This window comes from Acinetobacter sp. CE-15, assembly GCF_051059255.1.
Lineage (GTDB): Bacteria > Pseudomonadota > Gammaproteobacteria > Pseudomonadales > Moraxellaceae > Acinetobacter > Acinetobacter guillouiae.
Map to the genome: position 1 here is coordinate 4,059,904 of NZ_CP192737.1, position 24,250 is coordinate 4,084,153.

23 protein-coding genes are annotated in these 24,250 nt (G+C 38.3%); 18 read left to right on the forward strand and 5 right to left on the reverse strand.

Annotation, left to right across the window (positions count from 1 at the left end):
• Window positions 1-167 precede the first annotated feature (167 nt).
• From leuA to rdgB, 7 genes are all read left to right on the forward strand, one after another.
• Window positions 168-1,865, forward strand: coding sequence for a 2-isopropylmalate synthase (gene leuA, locus ACQ7EO_RS18565; protein ID WP_004818892.1), 1,698 nt, complete (start codon window positions 168-170; stop codon window positions 1,863-1,865).
• A gap of 464 nt (window positions 1,866-2,329) precedes the next feature.
• Window positions 2,330-3,490, forward strand: coding sequence for a homoserine O-succinyltransferase MetX (gene metX / locus ACQ7EO_RS18570; protein WP_434278328.1), 1,161 nt, complete (start codon window positions 2,330-2,332; stop codon window positions 3,488-3,490).
• The gene (gene metW / locus ACQ7EO_RS18575; RefSeq protein WP_004726517.1) at window positions 3,490-4,083 is read left to right on the forward strand and encodes a methionine biosynthesis protein MetW; all 594 of its coding nucleotides are present in this window, start codon (window positions 3,490-3,492) and stop codon (window positions 4,081-4,083) included. Before metX ends, metW begins: the two co-directional genes overlap by 1 nt.
• Window positions 4,080-4,676 (forward strand): tetratricopeptide repeat protein, encoded by a 597-nt coding sequence (locus ACQ7EO_RS18580; protein WP_004726515.1) that lies wholly within the window; start codon window positions 4,080-4,082, stop codon window positions 4,674-4,676. The genes metW and ACQ7EO_RS18580 overlap by 4 nt, the downstream gene beginning before the upstream one ends.
• Window positions 4,677-4,760: 84 nt before the next feature.
• Entirely contained in the window at window positions 4,761-5,138 is a 378-nt protein-coding gene (locus ACQ7EO_RS18585; RefSeq protein ID WP_434278330.1) for a DUF4440 domain-containing protein, read from the forward strand.
• Between the two features lie 27 nt (window positions 5,139-5,165).
• Window positions 5,166-5,663: a hypothetical protein gene (locus ACQ7EO_RS18590; RefSeq protein WP_434278331.1), complete on the forward strand. Its 498-nt coding sequence runs from the start codon at window positions 5,166-5,168 to the stop codon at window positions 5,661-5,663.
• Window positions 5,664-5,747: 84 nt separating this feature from the next.
• Window positions 5,748-6,371: an RdgB/HAM1 family non-canonical purine NTP pyrophosphatase gene (rdgB, locus tag ACQ7EO_RS18595; protein ID WP_034609719.1), complete on the forward strand. Its 624-nt coding sequence runs from the start codon at window positions 5,748-5,750 to the stop codon at window positions 6,369-6,371.
• A 125-nt stretch (window positions 6,372-6,496) separates the two neighbouring features.
• Here rdgB and ACQ7EO_RS18600 read toward each other — a convergent pair whose 3' ends face one another.
• The gene (locus tag ACQ7EO_RS18600) at window positions 6,497-7,372 is read right to left on the reverse strand and encodes a permease (protein ID WP_239046496.1); all 876 of its coding nucleotides are present in this window, start codon (window positions 7,370-7,372) and stop codon (window positions 6,497-6,499) included.
• Between the two features lie 174 nt (window positions 7,373-7,546).
• On the opposite strand from ACQ7EO_RS18600, the gene tatA reads away from it, so the two are divergent.
• The 4 genes from tatA (at window position 7,547) to ACQ7EO_RS18620 (ending at window position 11,768) form a co-directional block, all read left to right on the forward strand.
• Window positions 7,547-7,771: a Sec-independent protein translocase subunit TatA gene (tatA, locus tag ACQ7EO_RS18605; RefSeq protein ID WP_004726505.1), complete on the forward strand. Its 225-nt coding sequence runs from the start codon at window positions 7,547-7,549 to the stop codon at window positions 7,769-7,771.
• 17 nt (window positions 7,772-7,788) lie between these two features.
• On the forward strand, window positions 7,789-8,244 hold the full coding sequence (gene tatB / locus ACQ7EO_RS18610; protein WP_004818879.1) for a Sec-independent protein translocase protein TatB: 456 nt from the start codon (window positions 7,789-7,791) through the stop codon (window positions 8,242-8,244).
• Between the two features lie 44 nt (window positions 8,245-8,288).
• Window positions 8,289-9,023 (forward strand): twin-arginine translocase subunit TatC, encoded by a 735-nt coding sequence (gene tatC / locus ACQ7EO_RS18615; protein ID WP_434279635.1) that lies wholly within the window; start codon window positions 8,289-8,291, stop codon window positions 9,021-9,023.
• A 579-nt stretch (window positions 9,024-9,602) separates the two neighbouring features.
• On the forward strand, window positions 9,603-11,768 hold the full coding sequence (locus ACQ7EO_RS18620; RefSeq protein WP_434278333.1) for a PhoX family protein: 2,166 nt from the start codon (window positions 9,603-9,605) through the stop codon (window positions 11,766-11,768).
• Window positions 11,769-11,818: 50 nt separating this feature from the next.
• Here ACQ7EO_RS18620 and ACQ7EO_RS18625 read toward each other — a convergent pair whose 3' ends face one another.
• Entirely contained in the window at window positions 11,819-12,601 is a 783-nt protein-coding gene (locus ACQ7EO_RS18625; RefSeq protein WP_034609687.1) for an NRDE family protein, read from the reverse strand.
• A gap of 94 nt (window positions 12,602-12,695) precedes the next feature.
• Between ACQ7EO_RS18625 and lgt the strand changes: the two genes are divergently transcribed.
• The 3 genes from lgt (at window position 12,696) to ACQ7EO_RS18640 (ending at window position 14,358) form a co-directional block, all read left to right on the forward strand.
• A complete protein-coding gene (lgt, locus tag ACQ7EO_RS18630; protein ID WP_034609684.1) occupies window positions 12,696-13,514 on the forward strand; it encodes a prolipoprotein diacylglyceryl transferase in 819 nt (272 codons plus the stop codon).
• 86 nt (window positions 13,515-13,600) lie between these two features.
• Window positions 13,601-13,987, forward strand: a complete 387-nt coding sequence (locus ACQ7EO_RS18635) for a hypothetical protein (protein ID WP_434278335.1) — start codon at window positions 13,601-13,603, stop codon at window positions 13,985-13,987.
• Complete coding sequence (locus tag ACQ7EO_RS18640) at window positions 13,987-14,358, forward strand: hypothetical protein (RefSeq protein ID WP_434278337.1); 372 nt, start codon at window positions 13,987-13,989, stop codon at window positions 14,356-14,358. The genes ACQ7EO_RS18635 and ACQ7EO_RS18640 overlap by 1 nt, the downstream gene beginning before the upstream one ends.
• Window positions 14,359-14,466: 108 nt before the next feature.
• Here ACQ7EO_RS18640 and ACQ7EO_RS18645 read toward each other — a convergent pair whose 3' ends face one another.
• Complete coding sequence (locus ACQ7EO_RS18645; RefSeq protein ID WP_004726489.1) at window positions 14,467-14,994, reverse strand: hypothetical protein; 528 nt, start codon at window positions 14,992-14,994, stop codon at window positions 14,467-14,469.
• A 407-nt stretch (window positions 14,995-15,401) separates the two neighbouring features.
• Window positions 15,402-16,199 (reverse strand): YwqG family protein, encoded by a 798-nt coding sequence (locus tag ACQ7EO_RS18650; protein WP_434278338.1) that lies wholly within the window; start codon window positions 16,197-16,199, stop codon window positions 15,402-15,404.
• Between the two features lie 174 nt (window positions 16,200-16,373).
• Between ACQ7EO_RS18650 and thyA the strand changes: the two genes are divergently transcribed.
• From thyA to ACQ7EO_RS18670, 4 genes are all read left to right on the forward strand, one after another.
• Entirely contained in the window at window positions 16,374-17,216 is an 843-nt protein-coding gene (thyA, locus tag ACQ7EO_RS18655) for a thymidylate synthase (protein WP_434278339.1), read from the forward strand.
• A 79-nt stretch (window positions 17,217-17,295) separates the two neighbouring features.
• Window positions 17,296-17,808 (forward strand): dihydrofolate reductase, encoded by a 513-nt coding sequence (locus tag ACQ7EO_RS18660; protein WP_434278340.1) that lies wholly within the window; start codon window positions 17,296-17,298, stop codon window positions 17,806-17,808.
• Window positions 17,809-17,839: 31 nt separating this feature from the next.
• A complete protein-coding gene (locus ACQ7EO_RS18665; protein WP_434278341.1) occupies window positions 17,840-18,901 on the forward strand; it encodes an Lnb N-terminal periplasmic domain-containing protein in 1,062 nt (353 codons plus the stop codon).
• A gap of 77 nt (window positions 18,902-18,978) precedes the next feature.
• On the forward strand, window positions 18,979-19,419 hold the full coding sequence (locus ACQ7EO_RS18670; RefSeq protein WP_434278343.1) for an META domain-containing protein: 441 nt from the start codon (window positions 18,979-18,981) through the stop codon (window positions 19,417-19,419).
• Window positions 19,420-19,767: 348 nt separating this feature from the next.
• On the opposite strand, the gene ACQ7EO_RS18675 is transcribed toward ACQ7EO_RS18670, so the two are convergent.
• Window positions 19,768-24,225, reverse strand: coding sequence for a hypothetical protein (locus ACQ7EO_RS18675; protein WP_434278345.1), 4,458 nt, complete (start codon window positions 24,223-24,225; stop codon window positions 19,768-19,770).
• Window positions 24,226-24,250: the final 25 nt, after the last annotated feature.

Genomic DNA, 24,250 nt, shown 5'->3' on the forward strand with positions numbered 1-24,250 from the left:
TCAGTGTTTAGATTTATCTCGTGTTACCCACGTATAAGTTTATGAAAATTTACTGTGTTTTCATCTTAAAAACACTTGTAAATTGAACAGATAGACACAATCTATATTTGTAGTAAGTTGCCTTTACCCAAGAGACGAGCAACAACAACTACACAAGGAGTTCCCTCATGATGTTGGCTGATCCAAGTAAAAAATATCGTCGCATGTATCAACGTGTAGACTTGCCTGACCGTCAATGGCCAAATAACGAAATCAATAAAGCGCCAATTTGGATGAGTACCGACCTTCGTGATGGTAACCAAGCGATTTTCGAGCCAATGAACATTGAACAAAAATTCAAAATGTTCGAAATGTTGGTCAAAATCGGCTTTAAACATATTGAAATTGGCTTTCCTTCAGCATCACAAGTTGATTTTGATTTCACTCGTAAGTTGATTGAAGAAGGTCATATTCCAGATGACGTTTATATCGAAGTCTTGGTGCAAGCGCGTGATCATTTAATTGCACGTACCTTTGAAGCCTTACAAGGTGCGAAACGTGCCATTGTGCATATCTATAACTCGAACTCACCCACTTTCCGTAAAAAAGTATTGAATGTTGATGTCAATGGTGCAAAACAATTGGCCATCAATGCAGCAAGCAAAGTAAAAGAATATGCAGCAAAACAGCCTGAAACTGAATTTATTTTTCAGTACAGCCCAGAATGTTTTACAGCAACAGAATTAGAGGTTGCTAAAGATGTCTGTGATGCAGTGACTGAAATTTGGGAAGCATCACCTGACAATAAAGTCATTTTAAATTTACCTGCAACTGTTGAGGTTTCAGGTCCGCATGTCTATGCCGACCAAATCGAATGGATGCATCGTAATTTGCAACGTCGTGATGGTGTGATTATTTCAGTACATTGTCACAATGACCGTGGCTGTGGTATTGCAGCATCTGAGTTAGCGATCATGGCTGGTGCTGATCGTGTTGAAGGTTGTGTATTTGGGAATGGTGAACGTACTGGTAACGTTGACGTTGCTGCAATTGCATTAAACATGTACACACAAGGTGTAGCATGCGAGTTAGATTTCTCAAACATTAATGAGATTATTGCCACAATAGAAGAATGTACTGGCTTGCCTGTACATCCACGTCACCCATATGCTGGTGATTTGGTCTTTACTGCTTTTTCTGGTTCTCACCAAGATGCAATTAAAAAAGGCTTTGAATTCCAAAAAGATGAAGAAATTTGGGATATGCCTTACTTACCAATCGACCCTAAAGACTTAGGTCGTGATTATGATGCCGTGATCCGTGTCAACTCACAGTCGGGCAAAGGTGGTATTGCTTACTTATTAGAGTCTAACTATAACGTGGTTTTACCTCGTCGCTTACAGATTGAATTCTCACAAATTGTTCAACAAGTTGCAGATGAAGAAGGCGTTGAAGTTTCAGCTCAACAAATTTGGACCTTGTTTAAAGACACCTATGTTGCTGCAAAAGATGCACATTATTCAGCGAAAAATTATAGATTGTCAGATGAAAATGGTAGCCAAGTGATTGAGCTTGATGTGGTCATCAATGGTGAAACTCAGCGCTTACGTGGTGAAGGGAATGGTCCAATTTCTGCGATTTTAAATGCACTTCAATTACCAATTGATGTCTTAAACTACGAAGAACGTAGTATCAGTTCAGGCGCACACGCAAAAGCGTTGGCATTGATCGAACTTCAAGTCCAAGGCACAGGTAAATCTGCATTCGGTGCTGGTGTACATGACAATATCGTCACCTCTTCAATTGAAGCAATCATTGCGGCAACCAATCGTTTGATTGACCAAGGTGTTTTAAGTACTGAACAAGTCATCGCTGCTGCTGTATAAGCGATATCAATTAAAAGACTTTAGAAAGGATGCCCCCTAGTGGTATCCTTTCTTTTATTTATTTGATGTTATCAAGCAATCTCTTCGATCAACTTTATATCTTTTAAAAATAATTTAAAGATAAAAAGAGACGTGGAAATTTCATCCATGATTGTTTGAGGTCAGACTGATGTTGGCGAGTAGTGAACATGCTTGGTGATGAGAAGCAAAGTTTGACAAGATCGCTCTCTTATAAAGCTTAGCTTTTCATTTTTTCGAAAGAAGAATACGTTGCGCCTCAGCAAAGTCAAAACATTCATTGTGACTCTACTCGACATCATCACTCATCCAGAAGTGAACTTTAATGATAAAAGCTATTGTGAAAACCATGGAATATCATTAATTTATTAGCCATACAGATGACTTAGATATCTCTAATATCCGTAATTTATCGACCTTCTAAAATTTTAAGGTGAACATTTCCAGTGTCTTTTCCAGCTGATTCAGTGGGGCTCGTTACTCCACAAAAGTTTGAATTTGAAGAACCGTTAGAGCTTGAGTGTGGTCGAGTATTGCCACGCTATGAAATCATGGTGGAAACCTATGGTGAGCTCAATGCAGATAAATCAAATGGAATTTTGATTTGCCATGCACTTTCAGGACATCATCATGCGGCTGGCTATCACCATGAAGACGATAAAAAAACCGGCTGGTGGGATGCATGTATTGGGCCGGGTAAAGCCATTGATACCTCGAAGTTTTTTGTGGTCGCACTCAACAATATCGGAGGTTGTAGTGGCTCAACGGGCCCCACTTCACCTAACCCTGAAAATGAAAATCGCCCATACGGTCCCGACTTTCCATTAGTGACTGTACGTGATTGGGTTAAAACCCAAGCCCTCCTCTCTGACCGTTTAGGGGTAGATGTTTGGTATTCAATCATTGGTGGTTCTTTAGGTGGCATGCAGGCTTTACAATGGTCTGTGGACTATCCAGATCGTTTACAAAAATGTGTCATCATTGCCAGCGCACCAAAGCTTTCCGCACAAAATATTGCATTTAACGAAGTGGCACGTCAGTCCATTTTGTCTGATCCAGATTTTCACAATGGCCGCTATTTAGAACTCGATAGTTATCCAAAACGTGGCTTAATTTTGGCACGTATGGTGGGTCATATTACCTACCTTTCCGAAGAAGCCATGAAACAAAAATTTGGCCGTGATTTAAAATCAGGCAAATTTATGTATGGTTTCGATGTTGAGTTCCAAGTTGAAAGCTATCTGCGTTATCAAGGCGAACAATTCAGTCGTAACTTTGATGCCAATACTTATCTGATCATGACCAAAGCCTTGGATTATTTCGATCCATCACGTGAATATGAACAGTCACTGACGAAAGCCCTATCTAATACCAAATGCCGCTTCCTAGTGGTGTCATTTACAACAGACTGGCGTTTTAGCCCAGAACGTTCGCAAGAGATTGTCAACGCCTTGATTACCAATCAAAAACCTGTGAGTTATTTGGATATTGATGCTGAGCAGGGCCATGACTCATTCCTATTCCCTATCCCCTTGTACGTCAAATCCTTACGTGCATTTTTAGGTGGTATCGAACACCTTCATTCAACACCTAAGGAGGCTTTGTAATGCGTATTGACCAACAGCTTGCAGAAAAATGGATCAATGCTGGTGCAAGTGTGCTCGATTTAGGTTGTGGTGATGGCGAATTATTGTCACAAATGAGCAAAAAACAGCAAATTCATGCTTACGGGCTAGAAATCGATCAAGAAAAGATTGCAATTGCCGTCAGCAAAGGGTTAAATATTATACAACAAGACTTAAACCTCGGTTTGGGACGCTTTGCCGACCAGTCTTTTGACTATGTGGTTATGGCACAAGCTTTGCAAGCTGTAGATGCACCTGATGTGCTTCTGCGCGATATGGTGCGTGTGGGGAAACAAGCAATTATTACGTTTCCTAACTTTGCGTATTGGAAAACACGGTCTTTCCTTGCACTGAAAGGCAAGATGCCTGTTTCTGATGCCTTACCGTATATGTGGTACAATACACCTAATATCCACTTATGCACCTTTCGTGATTTTGAAGCATTATGTGCTGAAAATCAGATTCAAATTATTGATCGACTCGCTGTAAATGGGAACCAACAAGGTAGCTTTTTAAGTAAAGCCATACCGAATTTGTTCGGCGAAGTCGCTATTTATCGAGTGAGCGCTCTATGAAGAAATTATTATTAGGCAGTACGTTATTTTTTGGGCTAGTGAGTATTCAAGCCCATGCGGACTATGTACCGCAGCAACAACAATCTGTATCAGCAATGGCAGCGCAATATGCACATATGAATGTGACAGATTTGCAAAAAGCAGCCAAAGCTGGCCAACCTGCTGCACAATTTTATTTAGCAACACATTTTCAGGCTGGTACTGGCGGTGTATCTAAAGACCTTAAACAAGCATTTACATGGTTTAAAGCTGCGGCTGACCAAGGTATTTCTGCGGCTCAGTTAAATGTTGGTCGTATGTATGCTGATGGTTTAGGCGTTTCTAAAAGTGAAACATCTGCGCGTCAATACTTTGAAAAAGCAGCAAGCCACGGCGATAACCGTGCAAGCTTTAATCTTGCGGTGATGGAAGAGCAAAAGAAAAACTACATGGGCGCTTATCAGTGGTATGAGCTTTCTACACGTGATGGTATGTTAGACAATAAAGTAATTAACATGTCGCAAACCAAGAAAACTGCTTTGGCTGCTAACTTAACTCAAGACCAAATTCGTACTGCAACACAACGTGCAGATCAATGGATTCAAGCTCAATAATTTGATTCTCATCGATCATAAAAGCACCTTCGGGTGCTTTTTTTACTGCCACCTATTTAAGTATTTCAACTGGGATTGTTGACAATGCAAGACCTATTCAAACAATTAATTCAATATGAATGCGGGTTGCATCATCGTGATCGTCAAAACTTTCAAATACTTGATCAACGGTTACATCCAGATTTTAAAGAAATTACCAAATCAGGGTGGGTTGTGCATAAAGCCCAAATGATTGAAGCACTTTTAAACGATACAGATAGCGACATCATTCAAGCACAGGATTTTCAAGTTCAGTCGTTATCTGATCATAGCGTTTTACTGACCTATCAAAGCCATCAAATCAGTGTGGCAACTCAAGCTCAATACAATGTGGCTTTACGCAGTTCAATTTGGGTTATGAATGATCACGGTATATGGCAAATGATTTTCCATCAAGGCACCACTTGTGCTTTTGAGAAGTAAATCGAGTTCTTCTATGTATGGAAAGATATGCAAAAGAAAAAATATTATGCTTCACGCAAACAAATGATTCCTTTGGCGATTTTTGCTGGAATTTTGGCCTGCCCCTTTTGGGCTGCGACCGTGCTTTTGATCTTGGAAATGTTTGAATGGAAGAACGGCTTAAAAAGTCTCTTTTCGCTATTTCTTGTTACGCCTTTGGGTTTCATTGCTTATTTTTTCAGTAATAAAGCTATTCAGATGTTTAGCAATCAACGTCCTATTTTAACCCTCTCCCAAGACATGATTAGAAGCATTGATTTTAAAGGTCGAGTGATAATTAAAAAACACATTAAAATACCAGAGATCTATGAAGTTGAGCTAAAAAAAACCTTACTTGATCGGCAGTATTATTTACTTTTTATCATGAAAGATAACAGCAAACAGAAACTCAATGTTGGGCTAGGTTTTATGAAAAATGAAGATGTTCTCGATTTAAAACAAGAATTGGACAAACGCATTAGTGCAAAAGCAAAACACATCCAGTAAAGCGTAGAGGACAAGAGAATTTAGCCATATTTTATGACACAGATTAAGTTAAAATAACTCAATTTTAAATTTTGAGTCTGCATCATGTCATCAAAAGATTGGTTATCACAAGGAACACTGGTACTCGCAAGCAATAACAAAGGCAAAATTGCTGAATTTGAAAAATTGTTTGCTGAATTGGCTTTACCCGTTGAAGTGATTCCTCAAGGTCGACTGAATATCGAAGATGCGATTGAAGATGGCTTAAGCTTTATTGAAAATGCAATTATCAAAGCACGTCATGCAAGCCGTATTTCAGGTAAACCTGCGATTGCAGATGATTCTGGGATTTGCGTTCCCGTATTAGGTGGAGCACCTGGAATTTACTCTGCACGTTATGCAGGTGAACATGGCGATGATGCAGCCAATAATGCAAAGTTGCTGGAAAACCTTAAGCCTTTACGCCAAGACGATCAAGCGATTGAAGCAATGTTCGTATGTGTATTGGCATTGGTTGAACATGCAGATGACCCTTTACCACAAATCTTCCAAGGGATCTGGCAAGGTGAAGTACTCGAGCAAGCTCGTGGTGAAAATGGTTTCGGTTATGACCCACTGTTCTGGCTACCCGAGCTAAATATTTCAAGCGCAGAAATGAGTAAAGAAGAAAAGAACAAAATTAGCCATCGTGGTCAGGCGATGCAATTGTTTAAAGCAAGCTTGAAATAAGCAGCTAAAACCAGCCGTTTAAGATCATACGATCTTGTTAGATTCCTCCTCGCCTTTGAGCAAAGGAGGAATACGATGAGTCTCGCTAAAGCTTATCTAAAACAAAGTGAAATAAACCGATAAGACTATAAAAAATGAATCAATGCACCGTATAGGACACATACCACACAACTGACTATCGTTCCTGAAGCAATATATTTTGCTGAAACGCCAGTGCCTTGATAGTGGGTTTCCAATGCGACAATATTGGCAGCTGGCGGTAAACAAAACAGTAAAAACATCACCCCAATATATTGATGGATCTGTGGAACCGGTAAAAAGAAATAAGCCAGACTACACAATACAACACCACAAACTAACTTTAATATTGCAAGCTTAGTACTGGACAGTAAATCCTCGATATGGACTTTGGTTTTTCTTAACCACATCCCCAATACACACATACCGGTAAAACTCATACTCCATTTAGCCAGAGTATAAATCCAATTAATCCAATCATTTGTCTGAAACTGTTGCACATCAAAACAACGTAAAAGCCCGGCAATGATCAAGGCAATCACAGGTGGCGATTGCAGTACTTTTTTGATAAGCAATCGTTTGGATAGTGGAGCTGAGCTCACCGAAGTCACAGCCCAAGAGTTTCCAAAAATTGAAACCCCGATATAAAGCGGTATCATCAGCATACTATTGTCTGGGCCAAATATAGCCAAGGCAATCGGAAAGCCGAGCCATGCCATATTGGTATAGCTAAAACACAATGAAGCTAAACGATCTTTAGACAGCGTGAGATAAATAAAGAAAAGCGTAAAGCATGAGAAAAAAGCAAATAAGATTAAAGCAATACTGCCCGATTTATAAAATACCATATTGTAAATAATCACAATCGGGATAAATAAGCGAGCCAGCAGCAAAGACATGAATGATTTTAAGTTTACTGAAAATTTGCTATTCGCCAGTATCAGCCCACAGATAAATGATAAAACTGGAAATAACAAAGCCACAATACAACACCTTATTCTCAAATCATGAACATACTAGCATTTTCCAAATACAGATGACGTTGAACATATCAAAATAATTTATAAATATTGTCTGTCTTTAAATTGAAATATTAGTGTCACTTTTTTGTCATGGATAACTGTTGTTATAGCTGTTATTAAATAGGAGTTAAAACTATGGCTGGATTATCGATTTGGCATGTACTTATTTTTGCAATTGTTGTGATTCTACTATTTGGTACATCAAAGCTGAAAAACTTAGGTAAAGATGTTGGTGGTGCCGTCAAAGATTTTAAGAAATCAATTAAAGAAGAAGAGGCAACAACTGCTTCACTGACTGAAACACGTACCCTAGAACATCAAACAAGCAATACTGATGTGAACTCTACAGTAAAACACTAATCGGTGAGGCGTAGATCATGTTAGATGTTGGATTTTCAGAACTGTTAGTGTTTGGGATCATTGCGCTCTTAGTATTGGGACCAGATAAACTTCCTGAAGCTGCGCGTTTTGCTGCCAAATGGTATAGCAAATTTAAACGTGCAATTAGTAGTGTCCAAAATGACATCGACCGTGAATTACGTCTTTCTGAATTTAGAGAACAAATGCAACAAGAGATGCAAAAAATTCAAGAACTTGAACAAAAAATGCAGGCTCAGATGCAGGAGTTACAGCAACAAAAAATTGCTGTAGAACAAGAAAGTCATCTCGCAATAACAGACAATAAAAAAATTCACACGACTTATCATAAACTTGATATTACGGTTCCCGCTATTTATATGTCAAAGACTTGGTTAGATAAACAAAACTGTACTGTAACTCGACCACAAATTGTTCTTGTTAAAGAAGTACCGCAATTGAAGGTGGCTGTATGAGCGACTCATTAGCACCACAAGTACATGATGCCTCATCTACCGAGATGCCGCCTTTAGATGCGATGCCGATTACTCAACACCTGATGGTGTTACGTAAGCATTTATTTAAAATTGTTGGCGCGCTCATTGCTATATTTTTTTGTTTATTGCCATTTGCCAATAAGACCTATATTGCGTTATCAGAACCACTCAGAAAACAATTACCTGCAACCTCAACCATGATTGCAACTGATGTTACAGCAACCTTCATGGCGCCGTTTAAGTTAAACTTCTTTATTGCGCTGATGCTGGCGATGCCCTTTATTATCTATCAGCTTTGGGCGTTTATTAAACCTGCATTATACGAAAAAGAAAAAAATCTAGCGTTTCCATTGCTGTTTGGCAGTATTGTGCTGTTTTATTCAGGGATTGCTTTTGCTTACTTTATTGCATTGCCATCTATCCTGCATTTCTTTATCAGTGTTTCACCAGAAACCGTCGCGCCAATGACGGACATCAATAGTTATTTAAGCTTCTGTCTAAAATTATTTTTGGTCTTTGGTGTGACCTTTGAAATCCCAATTATTACTTTAGTGTTAATTTTAGTTGGCTTGGTCACCACTAAAACATTGGCTGAAAAGCGCCGCTTTATCGTGGTGGGATGTTTCTTCGTATCTATGTTTATTACCCCTCCAGATGCAATTTCAATGATCATGCTCGCAATTCCAATGTGGATGCTATTTGAGTTAGGTTTATTGCTGGGTAAAGTGATTGAAAAACGTAAAACTGTAGATGCTTAAGTATCAAAATAAAAAAGCGTTTTAATATTTAAATGACTTCTTTTGAGGTCATTTTTTATTTTAAGAATGCTAATTTTTTTAAAACAATTATAAAAACAAGTCTATGGCTTAATCTTCTGCACTTTTATTCAAATACATTAGATCTATTTCACAAGTCGAAAAATGATCATATTGAGTGAATTATATTGTGATTAAAAGTTCCTTTTCCCCTCGTGAGAAGGTCAGGATGAGGGGAATTTTATGTTGATCTATGCTTTTAATAAGCGTTTATAAAAGAAGTCTATTCTTAAAATCTCTTTATGAAACATCTCTATTAAAAAAACAACTGCAAGTTAATCCTGTTAATTCAATTCACCAAGCACATACCATGCTCAATCAGTCATACCTCAATGTTTATAGAAATTGAACAGCACAGTAATTATCTAAATACAAATATGACAATCCTATTACTTTCTTAAAATAAGATTAAATTTAACCAATATTAAATATAAGAGTAAGAGATCTTACACATTTGTTCTGTATGTTTTTAAGCTGAATCAAAATCACATTTAATCAAGACTTAAAGCCAAAGGGAATCGTATGACAGACCTCACGCCATATCATGAAAATCAAGAGTTAGATAACAATACTTCGAATAACACGCATTTCCGTGACATTTTAGAACAACGGATTTCTCGTCGTAGTTTAATTACAAAAACAGCAAGCGGTGCAGCGGCTCTCGCTTTAGCATCGAGCCTAGTCGGTTGTAATGACGACGATGACAATAACTCAACCCCAACAACGACCGTTAAAAAACCAGAAAAATTCACCTTTAACCCTGTTGCAAAAAACCTCAATGACATCGTCACTGTTCCTGCTGGTTATGAAGCAAATGTGCTTTATGCTTTAGGTGATCCATTAACACAGACTATCCCTGACTGGGATGATAACAATGTTCCTTCAGGGGCCAGCTTTACAGCGCGTTCAGGCGATTGTCATGATGGTATGAGCTATTTTGGCTTAAATTCCAATAGCTCTAAATATGATGCGAAAGCCTCAAACCGTGGCTTACTGGTCATGAATCATGAATACATTAATCAAACCTTCTTACACCCTAAAGGTGCAACAAAAGTAAATGGTCGTCGCCCAGAAGATGAAGTGATTCGTGAAGTTAATGCACACGGTGTTTCCGTCATTGAATTAAAAAAAGATGCAACCACACAAAAAGTAGAGATTGTTAAAAGCTCTCCATTTAATCGCCGTATTACAGCGTCAACGGTCATGGACTTTGCAGGTACAGTTGCGGGTTCAGACTTGGTGAAAACCAAATACTCAAGCTCAGCAAAGCAAACACGTGGCACACATAATAACTGTGGTAATGGTTACACACCTTGGGGGACTTACCTCACTACAGAAGAAAACTTTATTGGATACTTTGTGCGTAATAAAGGTGACGATGCAAAACGTAGTGCGGCTGAAATCATCGCACTGAATCGCTATGGTTTAAAAGATGGTGCCAGCTCACGTTATGGCTGGGAAACTGCGATTGGGGCTATCGAGAGCCAAGATTTATATGACCGTTGGAACGCTTCAATTACCGCTGACTCAGCAGACAAAGATTATCGCAACGGCGCAAATACCTTTGGTTGGATTGTTGAAATCGATCCGTTCGATAGTCGTTCGAACCCAGTTAAACGGACCTCTTTAGGTCGCTTTGCACATGAAGACTGTCGCTCAAGCCGTTTAATCGAAGGGGAAAATCTGGCCTTCTATATGGGCGATGACTCACGTGGCGAATATATCTACAAATTTGTATCTGATGCGAAGTGGGATGCAAAAGATGTCAATGGTGGCTATCGCGCTGGCGATAAATATATGAACAGTGGCAAGTTATATGTTGCGCAATTCAATAATGATGGTACAGGTAAATGGATTGAATTGGCATACGGTAAAAATGGTTTAAATGATAGCAATACTGTCTATCCTTTTAAATCTCAAGCCGATGTCACTACTTTTGCACGTTTAGCCGGTGATTCGGTCAAAGCCACCAAAATGGATCGTCCAGAATGGGTTGCGGTGAACCCTGAGAATGGTGAAGTCTATGTCACCTTAACCAATAACTCGAACCGTGGTACAGCACATGCATTAGATGCTGCAAATCCACGAAACTATAGTGACCCTGAAGGCGGTAAAGGCAATGTAAATGGTCATATTATCCGCTTCCATGAAAAAGATAATAAAACCACTGCTGAAAGCTTTACTTGGGATATCTACCTCTTTGGTGCTGAAGCAAAAATGGCCAGCAACATCAACTTATCTGGGTTAAATGATAACAATGATTTATCGTCACCAGATGGTATGTGGTTTGACCCACGTGGTGTCCTTTGGATTCAAACCGATGATAGTGCTTATACAGATACCACCAACTGTATGATGCTTGCTGCACTGCCTGGTAAAGTCGGTGATGGTGCAAAAGCAATAACATCTGCTGGGCAAGAAACGATCGTGGGTAAACAAGTCACTGATGAAAACCTGCGTCGCTTCCTAACAGGTCCAAAACAATGTGAAATCACAGGTGTCACCATGACACCCGACTACAAAGCCATTTTTATCAATGTTCAGCATCCAGGTGAAGACTCACCTAGCTTTGATAAGCCATCAAGTAACTGGCCTGCCTCACAAAAAGATCCAAGTAATAAGACCGCTCGCCCACGCTCTGCAACGGTCGTCATTACTCGTAAAGATGGCGGTGTAATTGCTGGCTAATCAACTAAATTTTTTTTTAAAGCCATAGTGACGAAAGTTGCTATGGCTTTTTATTTTTCAATAACGCGCTTAATCTCGACTAACTCGCCCATATGTTCACCTTGTTGTGTTTTTTCGATCCAATCAATCTGCGTACTGCTTATTCTTAAAAAGTTGGAACAGCGTGTCCCATAAATTGGACTTTGAATAAATGTTGAAGACAACAAGGCTTCCATCTCAGGATTAATTCCAGTATTGGGCAGTAAATCAGGAATAATTTTTCGTTCATCTTCTAAAATATCCCAAACAGCGAATTGTAGATCTTGTTCAGGGATAGCAGGAACTTGCAGCATGGGTAAAAATTCTTGGGTAAAGCGTTTACGTAAATGCTTAGTTTTTTCCCAATCGTCTGACATCAAGCCGTTTGAAACAACAAATACACCTTGGGATAATACTTGTGGGGCTTCACCACGATTACTCATATAAACAGCCTGCTGTCGATCACCCACAAATAAGTTAAAACCCGCATAATCTCTTTGCTGCTTTTCCAGTGCTTGTGCAAAACGAATCGGTGTTTGATCTGACGCTAAAAAAGCTTGAATCAAATAGCCTCGTGTCGTCGGATAAGTTTGTTTATCAGCACCATCACGATAATTGGTAATCACTGCCCAACGTCCCTGTGGTGTGACCCCCATCCATGTCCCGCCTGATTGCAAATCTTGCCCTGCAATAATCGGACTGTTCGACCATGACTGTAATTGAGTGCTTGGACGATGGTAGAATTCGTCACGATTTGAAATTAAACAAACAGGTAAATCATCCAAAACTTGCCAAGCCAATGCCACAATACACATAAAATACATTCCATGAAGTTTACACATTGAATGTACAACATTTTTAATATGTTTCAGCTAAAATCTGTGCAAAATAGAAAATCAAGGATTGGGAATGCTTACCTACCCGAATATTGACCCAGTTGCAATATCACTGGGTCCACTCAACGTCCATTGGTATGGGCTGATGTATCTCTTGGCATTTTTATGTGCTTGGGGCCTTGCCACTTATCGCGCCAAACAACGTGCTGACTGGAACTCTGAAATGGTTTCCGATCTGGTGTTCTATGGCGCACTTGGGGTTGTACTCGGTGGTCGTGTTGGTTATGTCTTATTTTACGAGTTTGGCAAATTTTTAGCAGATCCTATCTGGCTATTTAAAGTCTGGACTGGTGGTATGAGTTTCCACGGGGGCTTCCTTGGCGTAATGATCGCCATGCTTTTGTGGTGTCATAAATATAAGAAAACTTGGTTTGAAACACTAGATTTCATTGCACCCTGTGTACCGACGGGCTTGATGTTTGGTCGAATTGGTAACTTCATTGGTGGTGAATTATATGGCCGCCAAGTTTCTGACCCTAACTTTGCGCTAGGTATGATCTTCCCGACTGATCCACTACATTTGGTTCGTCATCCATCTCAGCTCTATCAAGCGCTGTGTGAAGGACTGCTGCTGTTCCTTATTCTATGGTTCTATAGTGCTAAACCGCGCCCACGTTATGCCGTATCTGCAATCTTTCTAATGGGTTATGGCTGTGCTCGATTCTTTATGGAGTTCTTCCGTGAACCTGATGCAGATCAAGGTTATATCTTGTTTGGTTGGATGACCAAAGGTCAAATCCTCTCATTCCCAATGATTCTGATTGGATTGTGGTTAATTTGGTACGCTTACCAAAAGAAAATTTTTGACTGGGGTCCACAAAAAAATACTTAAGCCTTATGAGCTAAGTTTAAAAAGGTGAAGCTAAGCTTCACCTTTTTTATGCTAAATTATCATTATCCAATTTAAACGAAATCACTATGCTTGAATTTTGGTTTGATCCTAAAGTCTCGGTTGCAAAGAAGCTCATTTTTCTTATTTTATTGGCACTGGTCACTATTGGACTATATTGGTACCAGCCTTTAACCCTTGATAATATTTTACTTTTTGCAGGTACAGGTATTATTTTTCTGATTTGTCGTTACTGTAAGGTTCATTTTGCAGCCCAACGCCCAACAGGATTTCTTTATCGTTTATTGACCTGGATTCCACTGGCTTTAGTTTTGGCATTGGTTTTTAAAAATATGAACAATGGTGAAATTTTGATCCCAGGCGCTCAAGGTATTGGTTTTATGGCCCTAGCGGTTTGTATTTTTTCACCACTCTCGCTACTCAATAAAAATTCATCTGAACACGTGTCTAAATAATGTTAGATTTTTGGTATTCAGCGCGCTGTAGCCGTGAAATGAAAGTGATCATCTCAATCTTAACCTGTGTGATAATTTATTATTGCGCCACGATTGAGAAGTTAAGTCCAACGTTTACCATAATATGTTTAGCCATTGGAATCTCTACGCATTTATTAAGAATGCTAAGGCTAAAAATTACTCAACATAATGTCTATGCTCAAGGTTTTAAAATTTTATTTTCAATCTACCCATTGCTTGCACTTATGCTTTTAATGGTTTTTTTACCCGCACAACATAAAATATTGACCTCGATTCAAGCCATTGGCTTTGCTGCATTGGGGCTATTTATCATGTCAATTTATCAAAATCGCGCAAAACGTTTTGACTAAAGGTGGTGTAGTAAAAAAGCATAGTAATAAAAAAGGAAGCCTTTCATTCCAAAAGCTTCCTTTTTTATCTTTTAATCCGTAATGGATTAAATGCTTTTGACTGTATAACTAAGCAGCTAAACGATAATATTCATAGGTTACATTTGGGTCTTTATACACATCGTAACTACGTTGTCTAAAATCAGAAACCCATTGAGAACCTGTAAATCCAGCAATATGGCCATAACGATGGCGACTGGTACTGTTGATGATATAAATATCACCTTCTTGAGGATTATCAAAGTCAGGACGGATTTGCTTATAACCAATCTCAGTTAAAGTCGAACCCCAATCTGAAGCGGCAACAGGATGATCAGAAAAACGTGCACCAGCTGATTCAAGCGCTATACGCACATATCTTGCACAACGATGTGCAGTAGTACTACGTGACATACTGACAAGTTTTTCAGTAAATTTACTAATATCGATTAAGCTTTCTTTCTTAAATGCTTCAGTTTGATTTTTAAAAGTTTCAAATGCTTTATTTTTTAAGTATTCATCTGGTCGAAAATTATTATTTTGATTTTCCGATCGAATCTGAATATGAACCGTGGGATTCACGTATTCATTCATATTAACATTGTGGTCGTAAATCATGCATTGTCCTCAAACTGCCCTTTTGAATTGATTCAAACCACCTTGTTTAAACCAATAACAACTTTTCACAAGCCATGAATAGTAATCAGCAATTCTTAAAATGTAGACTTAAAACATGTAAAAAAATATGTAAGTGTTAATAAATCTCATTTGTAACACCTCAAACTACTGAAACTGCTGACATTACACAATTCATCATCTGGGTTTGTTTGTTTAAAAATTAATCAACAAAAGTTTACTCGGCCGTATCATTAAAATATTTTCTTAATCTAATCAACATATTAAACTGTCAATTCAGTCACACTTTTGTTTTATGAATTCAGAAAAATCGTATGCCAAAAAAAGATTTTTTCAATAAAAAGCTGACGTTATCAACATCAGCTTTTTAGAAATTATGCCGTCAGTGCTTAATAACAATCCCAGTTATACACCACTTTAGAGAAATCTCTTTTTTCAAGATCATCAGGATGAATAAAGAAGTTCCCTACACCTGAGTCGCCCCACATAATCTCAATACCTTCAGCTTCACCTGTATCAATCTGCAACAGCAAAATATAATCTTGAATAGATTCATTGTATTCACGCGGATCAGATTGAGTAAAAAATGGATATCCCCCTAAACGATGACCGCTTGCGGAAAAAACTTCACTGTACTCATCACAAAACTCTTCCTCATCGTCTCTTTCATAAGGGTCTGTGACTTTTTGAGCAAAATCAAAATTATTCATATCAATATAGCTTTCTGCCTTCTCAAACTGAATCGCAGACTGCCCTGCGATAGGACTATAAATATCGTCCTCAGCAAAACTTGGAAAATCGCTTTGTAAAAGTGCAAGATCTTGCTCAATCTTGTCATAAAAAACCACACGAAAGCCATCTTGCTTTTTTTGATCATCAAAATTGAGACCATATAAATCATCATGCGGATTGATAAAAAACTGTAAAATTCCAGACTTTGGATAATGTTGATTTTCTGGCACTTCTGCAAAATTGATCTGCGCCAATAATTGTAGGTCATCCCCCTCCGCACTCTGCGGATATTGCTTTCCTACAGGTAAATAAGGATTTCCACTCACTTTGCTTTGCCAAATCTGTAAATCTTCAGTCGGCACTAATGATATTTCTATACTGTCTTTTTTTGTCGCAATAATTTGCGTTTTATATGGCTGTAAACATGCTGGGAGCTCATTCAAATTTATACTCATTTTCAAATACTCTTAGTTTTAGCTGTTAGATGGATGCAAAACAGAAAATAATCTAGCTTAAAAAGAAACTCAGATTAGTATAAACTCTGAAGCTATTCAGAAACATTACGAATGGGTAATCATGCGACATAATCTGTCATTTATGTCGTATAGACGCCCCAAATTGGACACTATATGAAAGCGTATTTAGACCTTCTACAACATATCCTAGACGATGGCGGTGACAAAGGTGATCGTACTGGTACAGGTACTCGTTCTGTATTTGGTCATCAAATGCGTTTTGACTTGTCAAAAGGGTTTCCGCTACTAACCACTAAAAAAGTTCATTTCCGCTCAATTGTGATTGAACTGCTGTGGTTCCTAAAAGGCGACACCAACGTTCAATATCTTAAAGACAATAAAGTTTCGATTTGGGATGAATGGTCTACCGCTGAGCAGACTGCCCGTTTTGGACGCCCTGAAGGGGAATTGGGCCCAGTCTATGGTCATCAATGGCGTAACTTTGGCGCAACGCAAAAAGACAATGGTTTGTTTGAAAGTGATGGTTTTGACCAAATCAGTTGGTTGGTCAATGAAATCAAGACCAATCCAAACTCACGTCGTTTGATTGTGTCTGGCTGGAACCCAAATGAAGCAGGTAAAGTTGCCTTACCGCCATGCCACACTTTATTCCAATTTTTTGTTCAGGATGGAAAGTTGTCTTGCCAACTTTATCAACGTAGTGCAGATGTTTTCTTAGGGGTGCCATTTAATATTGCCAGCTATGCTCTACTGACTCATATGGTTGCTCAAGTTTGTGGTTTAGGCGTAGGTGATTTTGTCTGGACTGGCGGTGATACACATTTATATGTTAACCATTTTGAACAAGCAAAACTTCAGTTAACACGTGAGCCCTTACCACTGTGCCAACTCAAGTTAAATCCTGAAATTAAGGATATTTTTGACTTTAAATTTGAAGATATTGAAATTACAGGTTATGAGTCACATCCTGCAATTAAAGCACCTGTAGCTGTTTAAATATTTTAATTCAGTCTTTCCTTATTCCCTCCTTGCAATAGGAGGGAAAATTTTCCAATGGATAATAAGCGAATTCATTATGACATTTAAAAACTTTGAAATTGTGCATGTCGTTGCAATGGATCAACAACGCTGCATTGGTAAAGCGAATGATCTTCCATGGCATATTTCAGCAGATCTTAAACACTTCAAAGAAATCACCCAAGGTGGTGTTGTGGTGATGGGACGTAAAACGCTTGAATCGATGGGACGTGCATTACCTAAACGTGTCAATTGGGTAATTACCCGTGATCAGGATTGGAGTTTTGCTGGGGTTAAAACGGCCCATAGTATAGATGCTGCTTTGGAGCAAGCGATTCCTGATGTATTGGCATCAGAAAAACCTGCCAGTATCTTTATCATTGGTGGTGGTGAAATTTTTAAACAAACCATGCACATTGCCGATCGTTTAGAGCTCACCCACATTGAGCTCGATGTACAAGGTGACGCGTATTATCCAAAAATTCCAACGGAATTTAAAAAAGTTGCGAGCGAGTCACATGTTGATGACAAAACAGCTATTGCTTTTGAGTTTGCAACATACCGAAAATAGCACTGAACTTTATGAATAAAAATAGTGGCTTATGGATAGCTTAAAAGCAAGATCAATACTGCATACACTTGGAATGGGGATAATCCATTCCTTGTTTAGCTTATTTGTCATATTGAGCAGCCTGTGGTTTTGTTTCGCGATTTGGATTCAACACCCCTTAGGAAAGATTTTCAGTTATATCATCATCCCTATTTGGATTATTTTTGCACTGAGTATTCTTGGGATCTATTTTACTAAAAATATATTTAGCCGAAAAACTGACAGTTTGATCTATATCATCGCCTTTATTGTCAGCTTAGTCTGGTACTTTAATATTCCTGCACAGCAAGATCGTCAATGGAGTCCAGAAGTTTCCAGAATTTTTACTTACGAGCAGCAAGATAATCTTGTCACGATTCATAATGTCCGCAACTTTAATTGGCACTCCCCTGATCAATATGACGAACGCTGGGAAACCAGAAGCTACAACTTAGATGAGATTACAGGCGTCAATATCATCACCTCTTATTGGATGGGACCACAGATTGCCCATACCTTGGTTAGCTTTGATTTTTTAAATCAGCGCCCACTCGTTTTTTCCATTGAAATTCGAAAAGAAAAAAATGAAAACTTTTCTGCAATTGGTGGGTTTTTTAGACAGTTTGAGCTAAGCCTAATCGCTGCAGATGAAAAAGATATTGTTTATACACGAAGTAATATTCGAGGCGAGCAGGTTTATTTTTTCCCGATTCAATTACCGAAAGCAGAAACCAAAGCATTATTTGAAGAGTATCTTTTGAAATCTTCCGCTTTGGCAGAACATCCAAAGTGGTACAACACCCTAACTAGTAACTGTACAACTTTGGTTTTTGATATGGTTCAGGCGATTTCCCCTGAAAAATTACCAACAGATTATCGTTTATTGGCTTCAGGTTATTTACCCAATTATCTTTATGATTTGGGTGCATTAAATCATCAATGGTCAATCAAAGAATGGTATAAAAAAGCACATATTAATCCAAGAACAGCTGAATATGCTCAGTTTAAATATCAAAATAGCGATAACTTTTCTAAAGTGATTCGTTTTGGTTTACCTGAAGACCATACTCAATAATGTATAGCTTTAGTCAGCCCGTCTTTATGGTTTAACTCAATTTTGTTTATATAATGATTAAAATTAGGAGAATACGCATGTTTAAATCCATACTCGCAACCACATTCATCACAGCAACGCTCTTGTTTTCTGGATGTGCATCTACACCAAGTGTCGATCAGCAAAGCCAAAATTTAAGTTTGTTGCAAAACAAAAATTGGACACTTACGCATATTGGTGCAACAGAATATAAAGCAACGCCAAATGCTCACAACATACCAAGTATTCAATTTGGTTCAGATTTACGGGTAAGTGGTGCAGATGGTTGTAATCGTATTATGGGTGCATACGCCATCAAAGGACAGCACTTAACCTTAGGGCAACTCGGCTCTACTCGGATGTATTGTCAGGACACTATGAAACTCGCGGCTAACTATACTGAAGCACTCAATAAGGTGAAAGGTTATCAAGTCTATGACAAAACGTTAAAGTTAGTTGATCAATATGGTAATCGTGTTTTGCAATTTACAACACCATAACATCACCGAATCAGTTATTTGTATACTCCTGTTTAAAAGCTTAAAACTTTAGGCTTTTAAACACCTCCAATTATAAAATCCAATACCAACAATGAAATTGAATAAAAATTTTAACTCAATCAATGAAAGACAATAATTTTACTACACACGCCGTCTTATCAATGGGATTAGAATAACAACAACTTAAAATTTGGATATCTCTATGAAAGTTATTGGCCTTATCTTGATCTCATGTCTACTTCTATCTGCATGTAGTTCAATGAATGTAAGACCTACGGTTGGGGTAAGTATGGGAACATCTGTTAAATAAAAAAACAGCGCCGAAGCGCTGTTTTTTATCAATAAAAATTATGGGCATGTAGTCGTATTGATACCATAAGGACTGTTTAAATTTGGTCCGTATGTCCCATCAGTACTGTAATCAGATGCAACTGAAGCCAGCCCTAAATTATATGTCGTTCTAAATGGTAATGTCGCAACTTGTGATGATGCGCCAATTTGTACATTAAGCCATTGAGCATAAATCTTCGGATAACGAATCACAAAATCAAATTTCCCTTCAGCATCCGTTGTATACGTTGCCGTAGCCCCTTGTCCTAAGAATGTTGGTACTTTAACTGGAATGCTGTTTACTTCATTATTGGTAATTGCACTATATGGCGCGGTTACAGCACAACTATGTGCTGAATTGATTGTTGTTAATGCAGGAAAGTCATCAGTCGTATCTGCTGGCGTTCCATTATTGTTCATTGGAATACCATTACTTAAATAAATATTTGGATTGTTCAAGTTATAATAACCACTACCAGGTCCAACCCATTTTAATACTGGATCAGAGCCAGGCACAGGTGCTAACGCCCAAATGTAACGACCTTTAACATAATTAGTTGGATTAATATCCATTTCCACTTTTTGATTCGCTAACGGCTTACCATCAAAATCGACAACACTTACTGATAAATTTTTCGTGTAGTACACACCGTCATTTGAAGATCCCGTTTCTGTAGGATTAACGCCGATGACAATTGATGCAACTGGATTCTGCACAACTGACTGCACAACATCAATACGTGAAATTTGAGTTGCGTCTAAATACCCAGCTTCACTGAATGTCGCTGTTAAATTTAAATCATCAGCATCAAATGCTGCTGCAGTATATGTCGCATTACGTGCACTTTCATCAACCTTAACTTTAAATACTGCTTGTCCATTTTGGTCGGTTGTTAAACCAGATGCACCAACAATAATTACACCATTTCGAACAAAATCTTTGATATTCAAGTTGACATATTTATTCGCAACACCACCACCATTTTGATCGACTAAAGTCACTGTAACATTTGCTAGATCATTACGCACATTTAGTGTTGCTTTATTCGACTCGATTCGTAAATTATAACGCGCAGGTTGAGGTGCTGTTGGTGAAGGTTTAAATGCAGTTAAACGATAAATCTGTGTTGTTAAGGCACCATTTGTATTGGTATTACTTGCTGTGAGTTCAATACCACTTGCCAATAACAAGTCTCCATCAGCAGTATTACCATCCACTTCCACAGAGAAGAAAGCATTACCATTTGAGTCAGTTTTTACAGTCTGTGGTTTACTTGTATTTGTTGGGTGTCCATCTCCTGGTGTTCCAATAATCAATGTCGCAGAATTATTCGCCGCTAAGGTTACATCTTCATCTCTAACAGGAAGACCATTGTTATCAAGCAATTGCACTTTAACAATTGTTTTATCACCAGCAACACTTAAACTTGCCTTAGAAGAATCTATAGTTAAATGATTTGGATTCACTGCCTCAAAAACACTAAATTCTAAGGTAGATACAACATCAACACCCTTCGGATTTTTAATCGTACCTTTGATTTGAATTGCTTTAGAACCTAAATCAATTAATGCTTGTTTAGCAGCACTTGGAATATCTTTTGGAATCGTAATCGTAATCTGTGTTTGACCATTTGCTGCTGTGACTAGCGAATCATTACTTAAACGAATTCCTGCATCATAAGCTTCTTTATTTAAAGCTAAATTTACAGGATAGCCTGTATTAGCACCCAATTCATCTTTAACTGCAACTTGAACTTGATAACTTTTGCCAAACTCTAATTCTTTTTTATCAGCAGTTAAACGCAAGTTTACAGAATCTTGAGGGATAGCAACCTGAATCGAACCCGTCTGCTGAATACGATCACCATTATTACGATTTGTACCCACAACAGCAAACGTGATGCCATTCTTGATTAAGCTCGCATCATAAGCACCTTCAGCAACTCTAATGGTAAATTCAGCTTCACCCTTACTATTTGTTGTTAAATTGGAGTCTGACAATGAAACTCGAGAACCCGCTAAACTTGATAATGCAATCGCGACAGATGTATTTGGAATAATTGTTCCATTCTCATCTTTAGCAATTACTTTAACACGGACTTCTCCACCCAATACAGAAACGGTTTGAACATCATAGCTCAGACTTAACGCAGCCAAATCTGGAATGATAACCACAGGTTGAGAGATCTCAACTTTACGTGTAACGGTATAAGCAGAGCCATCGGTACGTACTCCTTTTACAGCCACGGTAAGGCCATTTGCAACCAAGTTTGCCAACTCACTTATATTATTGGCTTTCACCTTAATCTTAAACGTTGCTTGACCTTGGGCATTCGTTGTAAGTGTTGCCGCCGTGGCTAGGCTCGCTCCATTACTTGTCGCTGCATCATTTAGCCCGATAGACACTTTTTGATTCGCCAGCGCCTTACCATCTGTACCCAACGCATTAACGGTTACATCGAATGTTTGTTCGTTATTTGCGGTTAAAATGAGGCTACCCAACATATCAATATTCAAGTGATCTAAATCAATTTCACCTTGAGCTGTTGGTGCTTTGAAATTGAGATTGACTGTACTTGCCGCGCCAACTCCATTGGTTGGTTTAGCAATGAGGCCTAAACCATTCTCAACTAATGCTTTTTGGGTTGGACTTCCACTTGCTTTATACTGATAGGTAAAGGTTGCATAACCTGTTGCATCCGTAAGTGCATCCGCAGAACTGGATAGACTTAATCCTAGGCTTTGCAACTCTGAAACTGAATATGCCGTTGAAAATCCTAAATTAACAGTCTCTCCTTTTAATGCACTACCTTTTACACCTGTAGCTTTCACTTTGACTACAATGGTTTGATCCTTAGTGTAATCATAGGCCACATTAATCGGGTCTATTGCAAGATAACTTAATGCTTCCTCTGACTTCGCTTCATCTTCTACTGTAATCTTAATGCTGTTCGTTACATTATTATCGGTGGTAAATGTTGCAGTAATACCTGCCGCAACTAAAGCTTCAACAGCTGCCGGCGTTTTAGCATTGGTTTTTAAGGTGTAAGTGACATAACCTGTTTTAAATTCCTGTTCTGCACTTCCATCAAAAGTAACACCATTAGAATTCGCTTCAGCATTTAGGCTCAGTTTGACCTTACCTTGAGTCGCGGCTTCACCTTTATTATTAATTCCTTTGACTGTAATGGTAATCGAATCATTTTTTGCATTAATCTGATACGAAGATGCAATTTCAAGACGTTGAAGTGCCTGCTGGTTTGATGCTCCAGTATCAGCAGTTGTCACTTTAACTGTTGCTGTTGCAAAAATATCTGCGGAATCACTATAGGTCGCTTTTAAGTTAATTCCTTGTTGAGATAAGGCAATCGGATACGATGATGCAGATTTAAGGGTAAATACTGCATAGCCTTTCGCATCAGTTGTCACTTCTGCCTGATCAATCGTTACACCATATACAGCACTACTATCTGTAAAAGATAATTTTACTTTTTTATTGGTTAAAAGATTACCATCACTATTTTTTGCAACAACAGTAACTTGCGTCGTTCCACCTTGTGCAACGATAGGGCTATCTTGAGTAACAATTTCTAATTTTTGAACAATTTGAGAAACATCTTTAAAAGTAATTGATGCTTTTGCTTGGCTCTCAGCTTTAAACTCATCCACTAATTTAAAATCTAAACTTGACGAGGTTAATACAAGTTGAGCAATGTCAGCTGCCGTTAAATCACTATTCGCAGTAATATTAAAAGTTGCTTTGCCTAGCTCATCTGTTTTTAAGGTAGAACCATTTGTAATCGAAAATTTACCTTGCATTTCAGCAGGTAAAGCTAAAGATACAGATTGATTCGCTTTTACACCACCATTTTTATCTGTGACTTGGGCAGTAATAGAAGCTGAACCTTTTGGTAAATTAAGCACAACTCCCTGTTGGATTTTAAGATTATATTCACTTTGAATCGTGCTTGTTTTTTTAATATTAAGGGTATAAACCTGTTTAATTGTTGTTCCATCTACAGTTGCAGTCAGCTGTACTTTTCCAGAATTCGCATTCAGTGTAGGAATATTTAATTCAAATACCGCAACACCATCATCACCAGTCGTTACTTGAGAACTCTTACTTGTTACACCTAATTTTTCACTATCTGCAATCGATAAATTTACCAGTTTAGCAGCAACACCACCTTTATCACTGTTCAAGGCTTGAACTGAAATTAAGACTTTAGAATTGTCATAAGCAACATCAATTGGTTTAGCTTCAGCATCTTGTAGCGAAAGCCCCAAACTTTCTACAACTTTTTTAGTATCCGTGGTTGAACCATTACCACCATTTCCTGTACCTGTTCCACCATTATTCTTATCATCCCCATAATATCCACCACCTCCACCGCCGCCACACGCCACTAAAGCTAATGAGGACGCCAGAACTGTTGCTTTAACCCCTAATTCTTTAAATTTTGTTAAGTAAATCATAATTTCATCCATTGTATTTAGTATA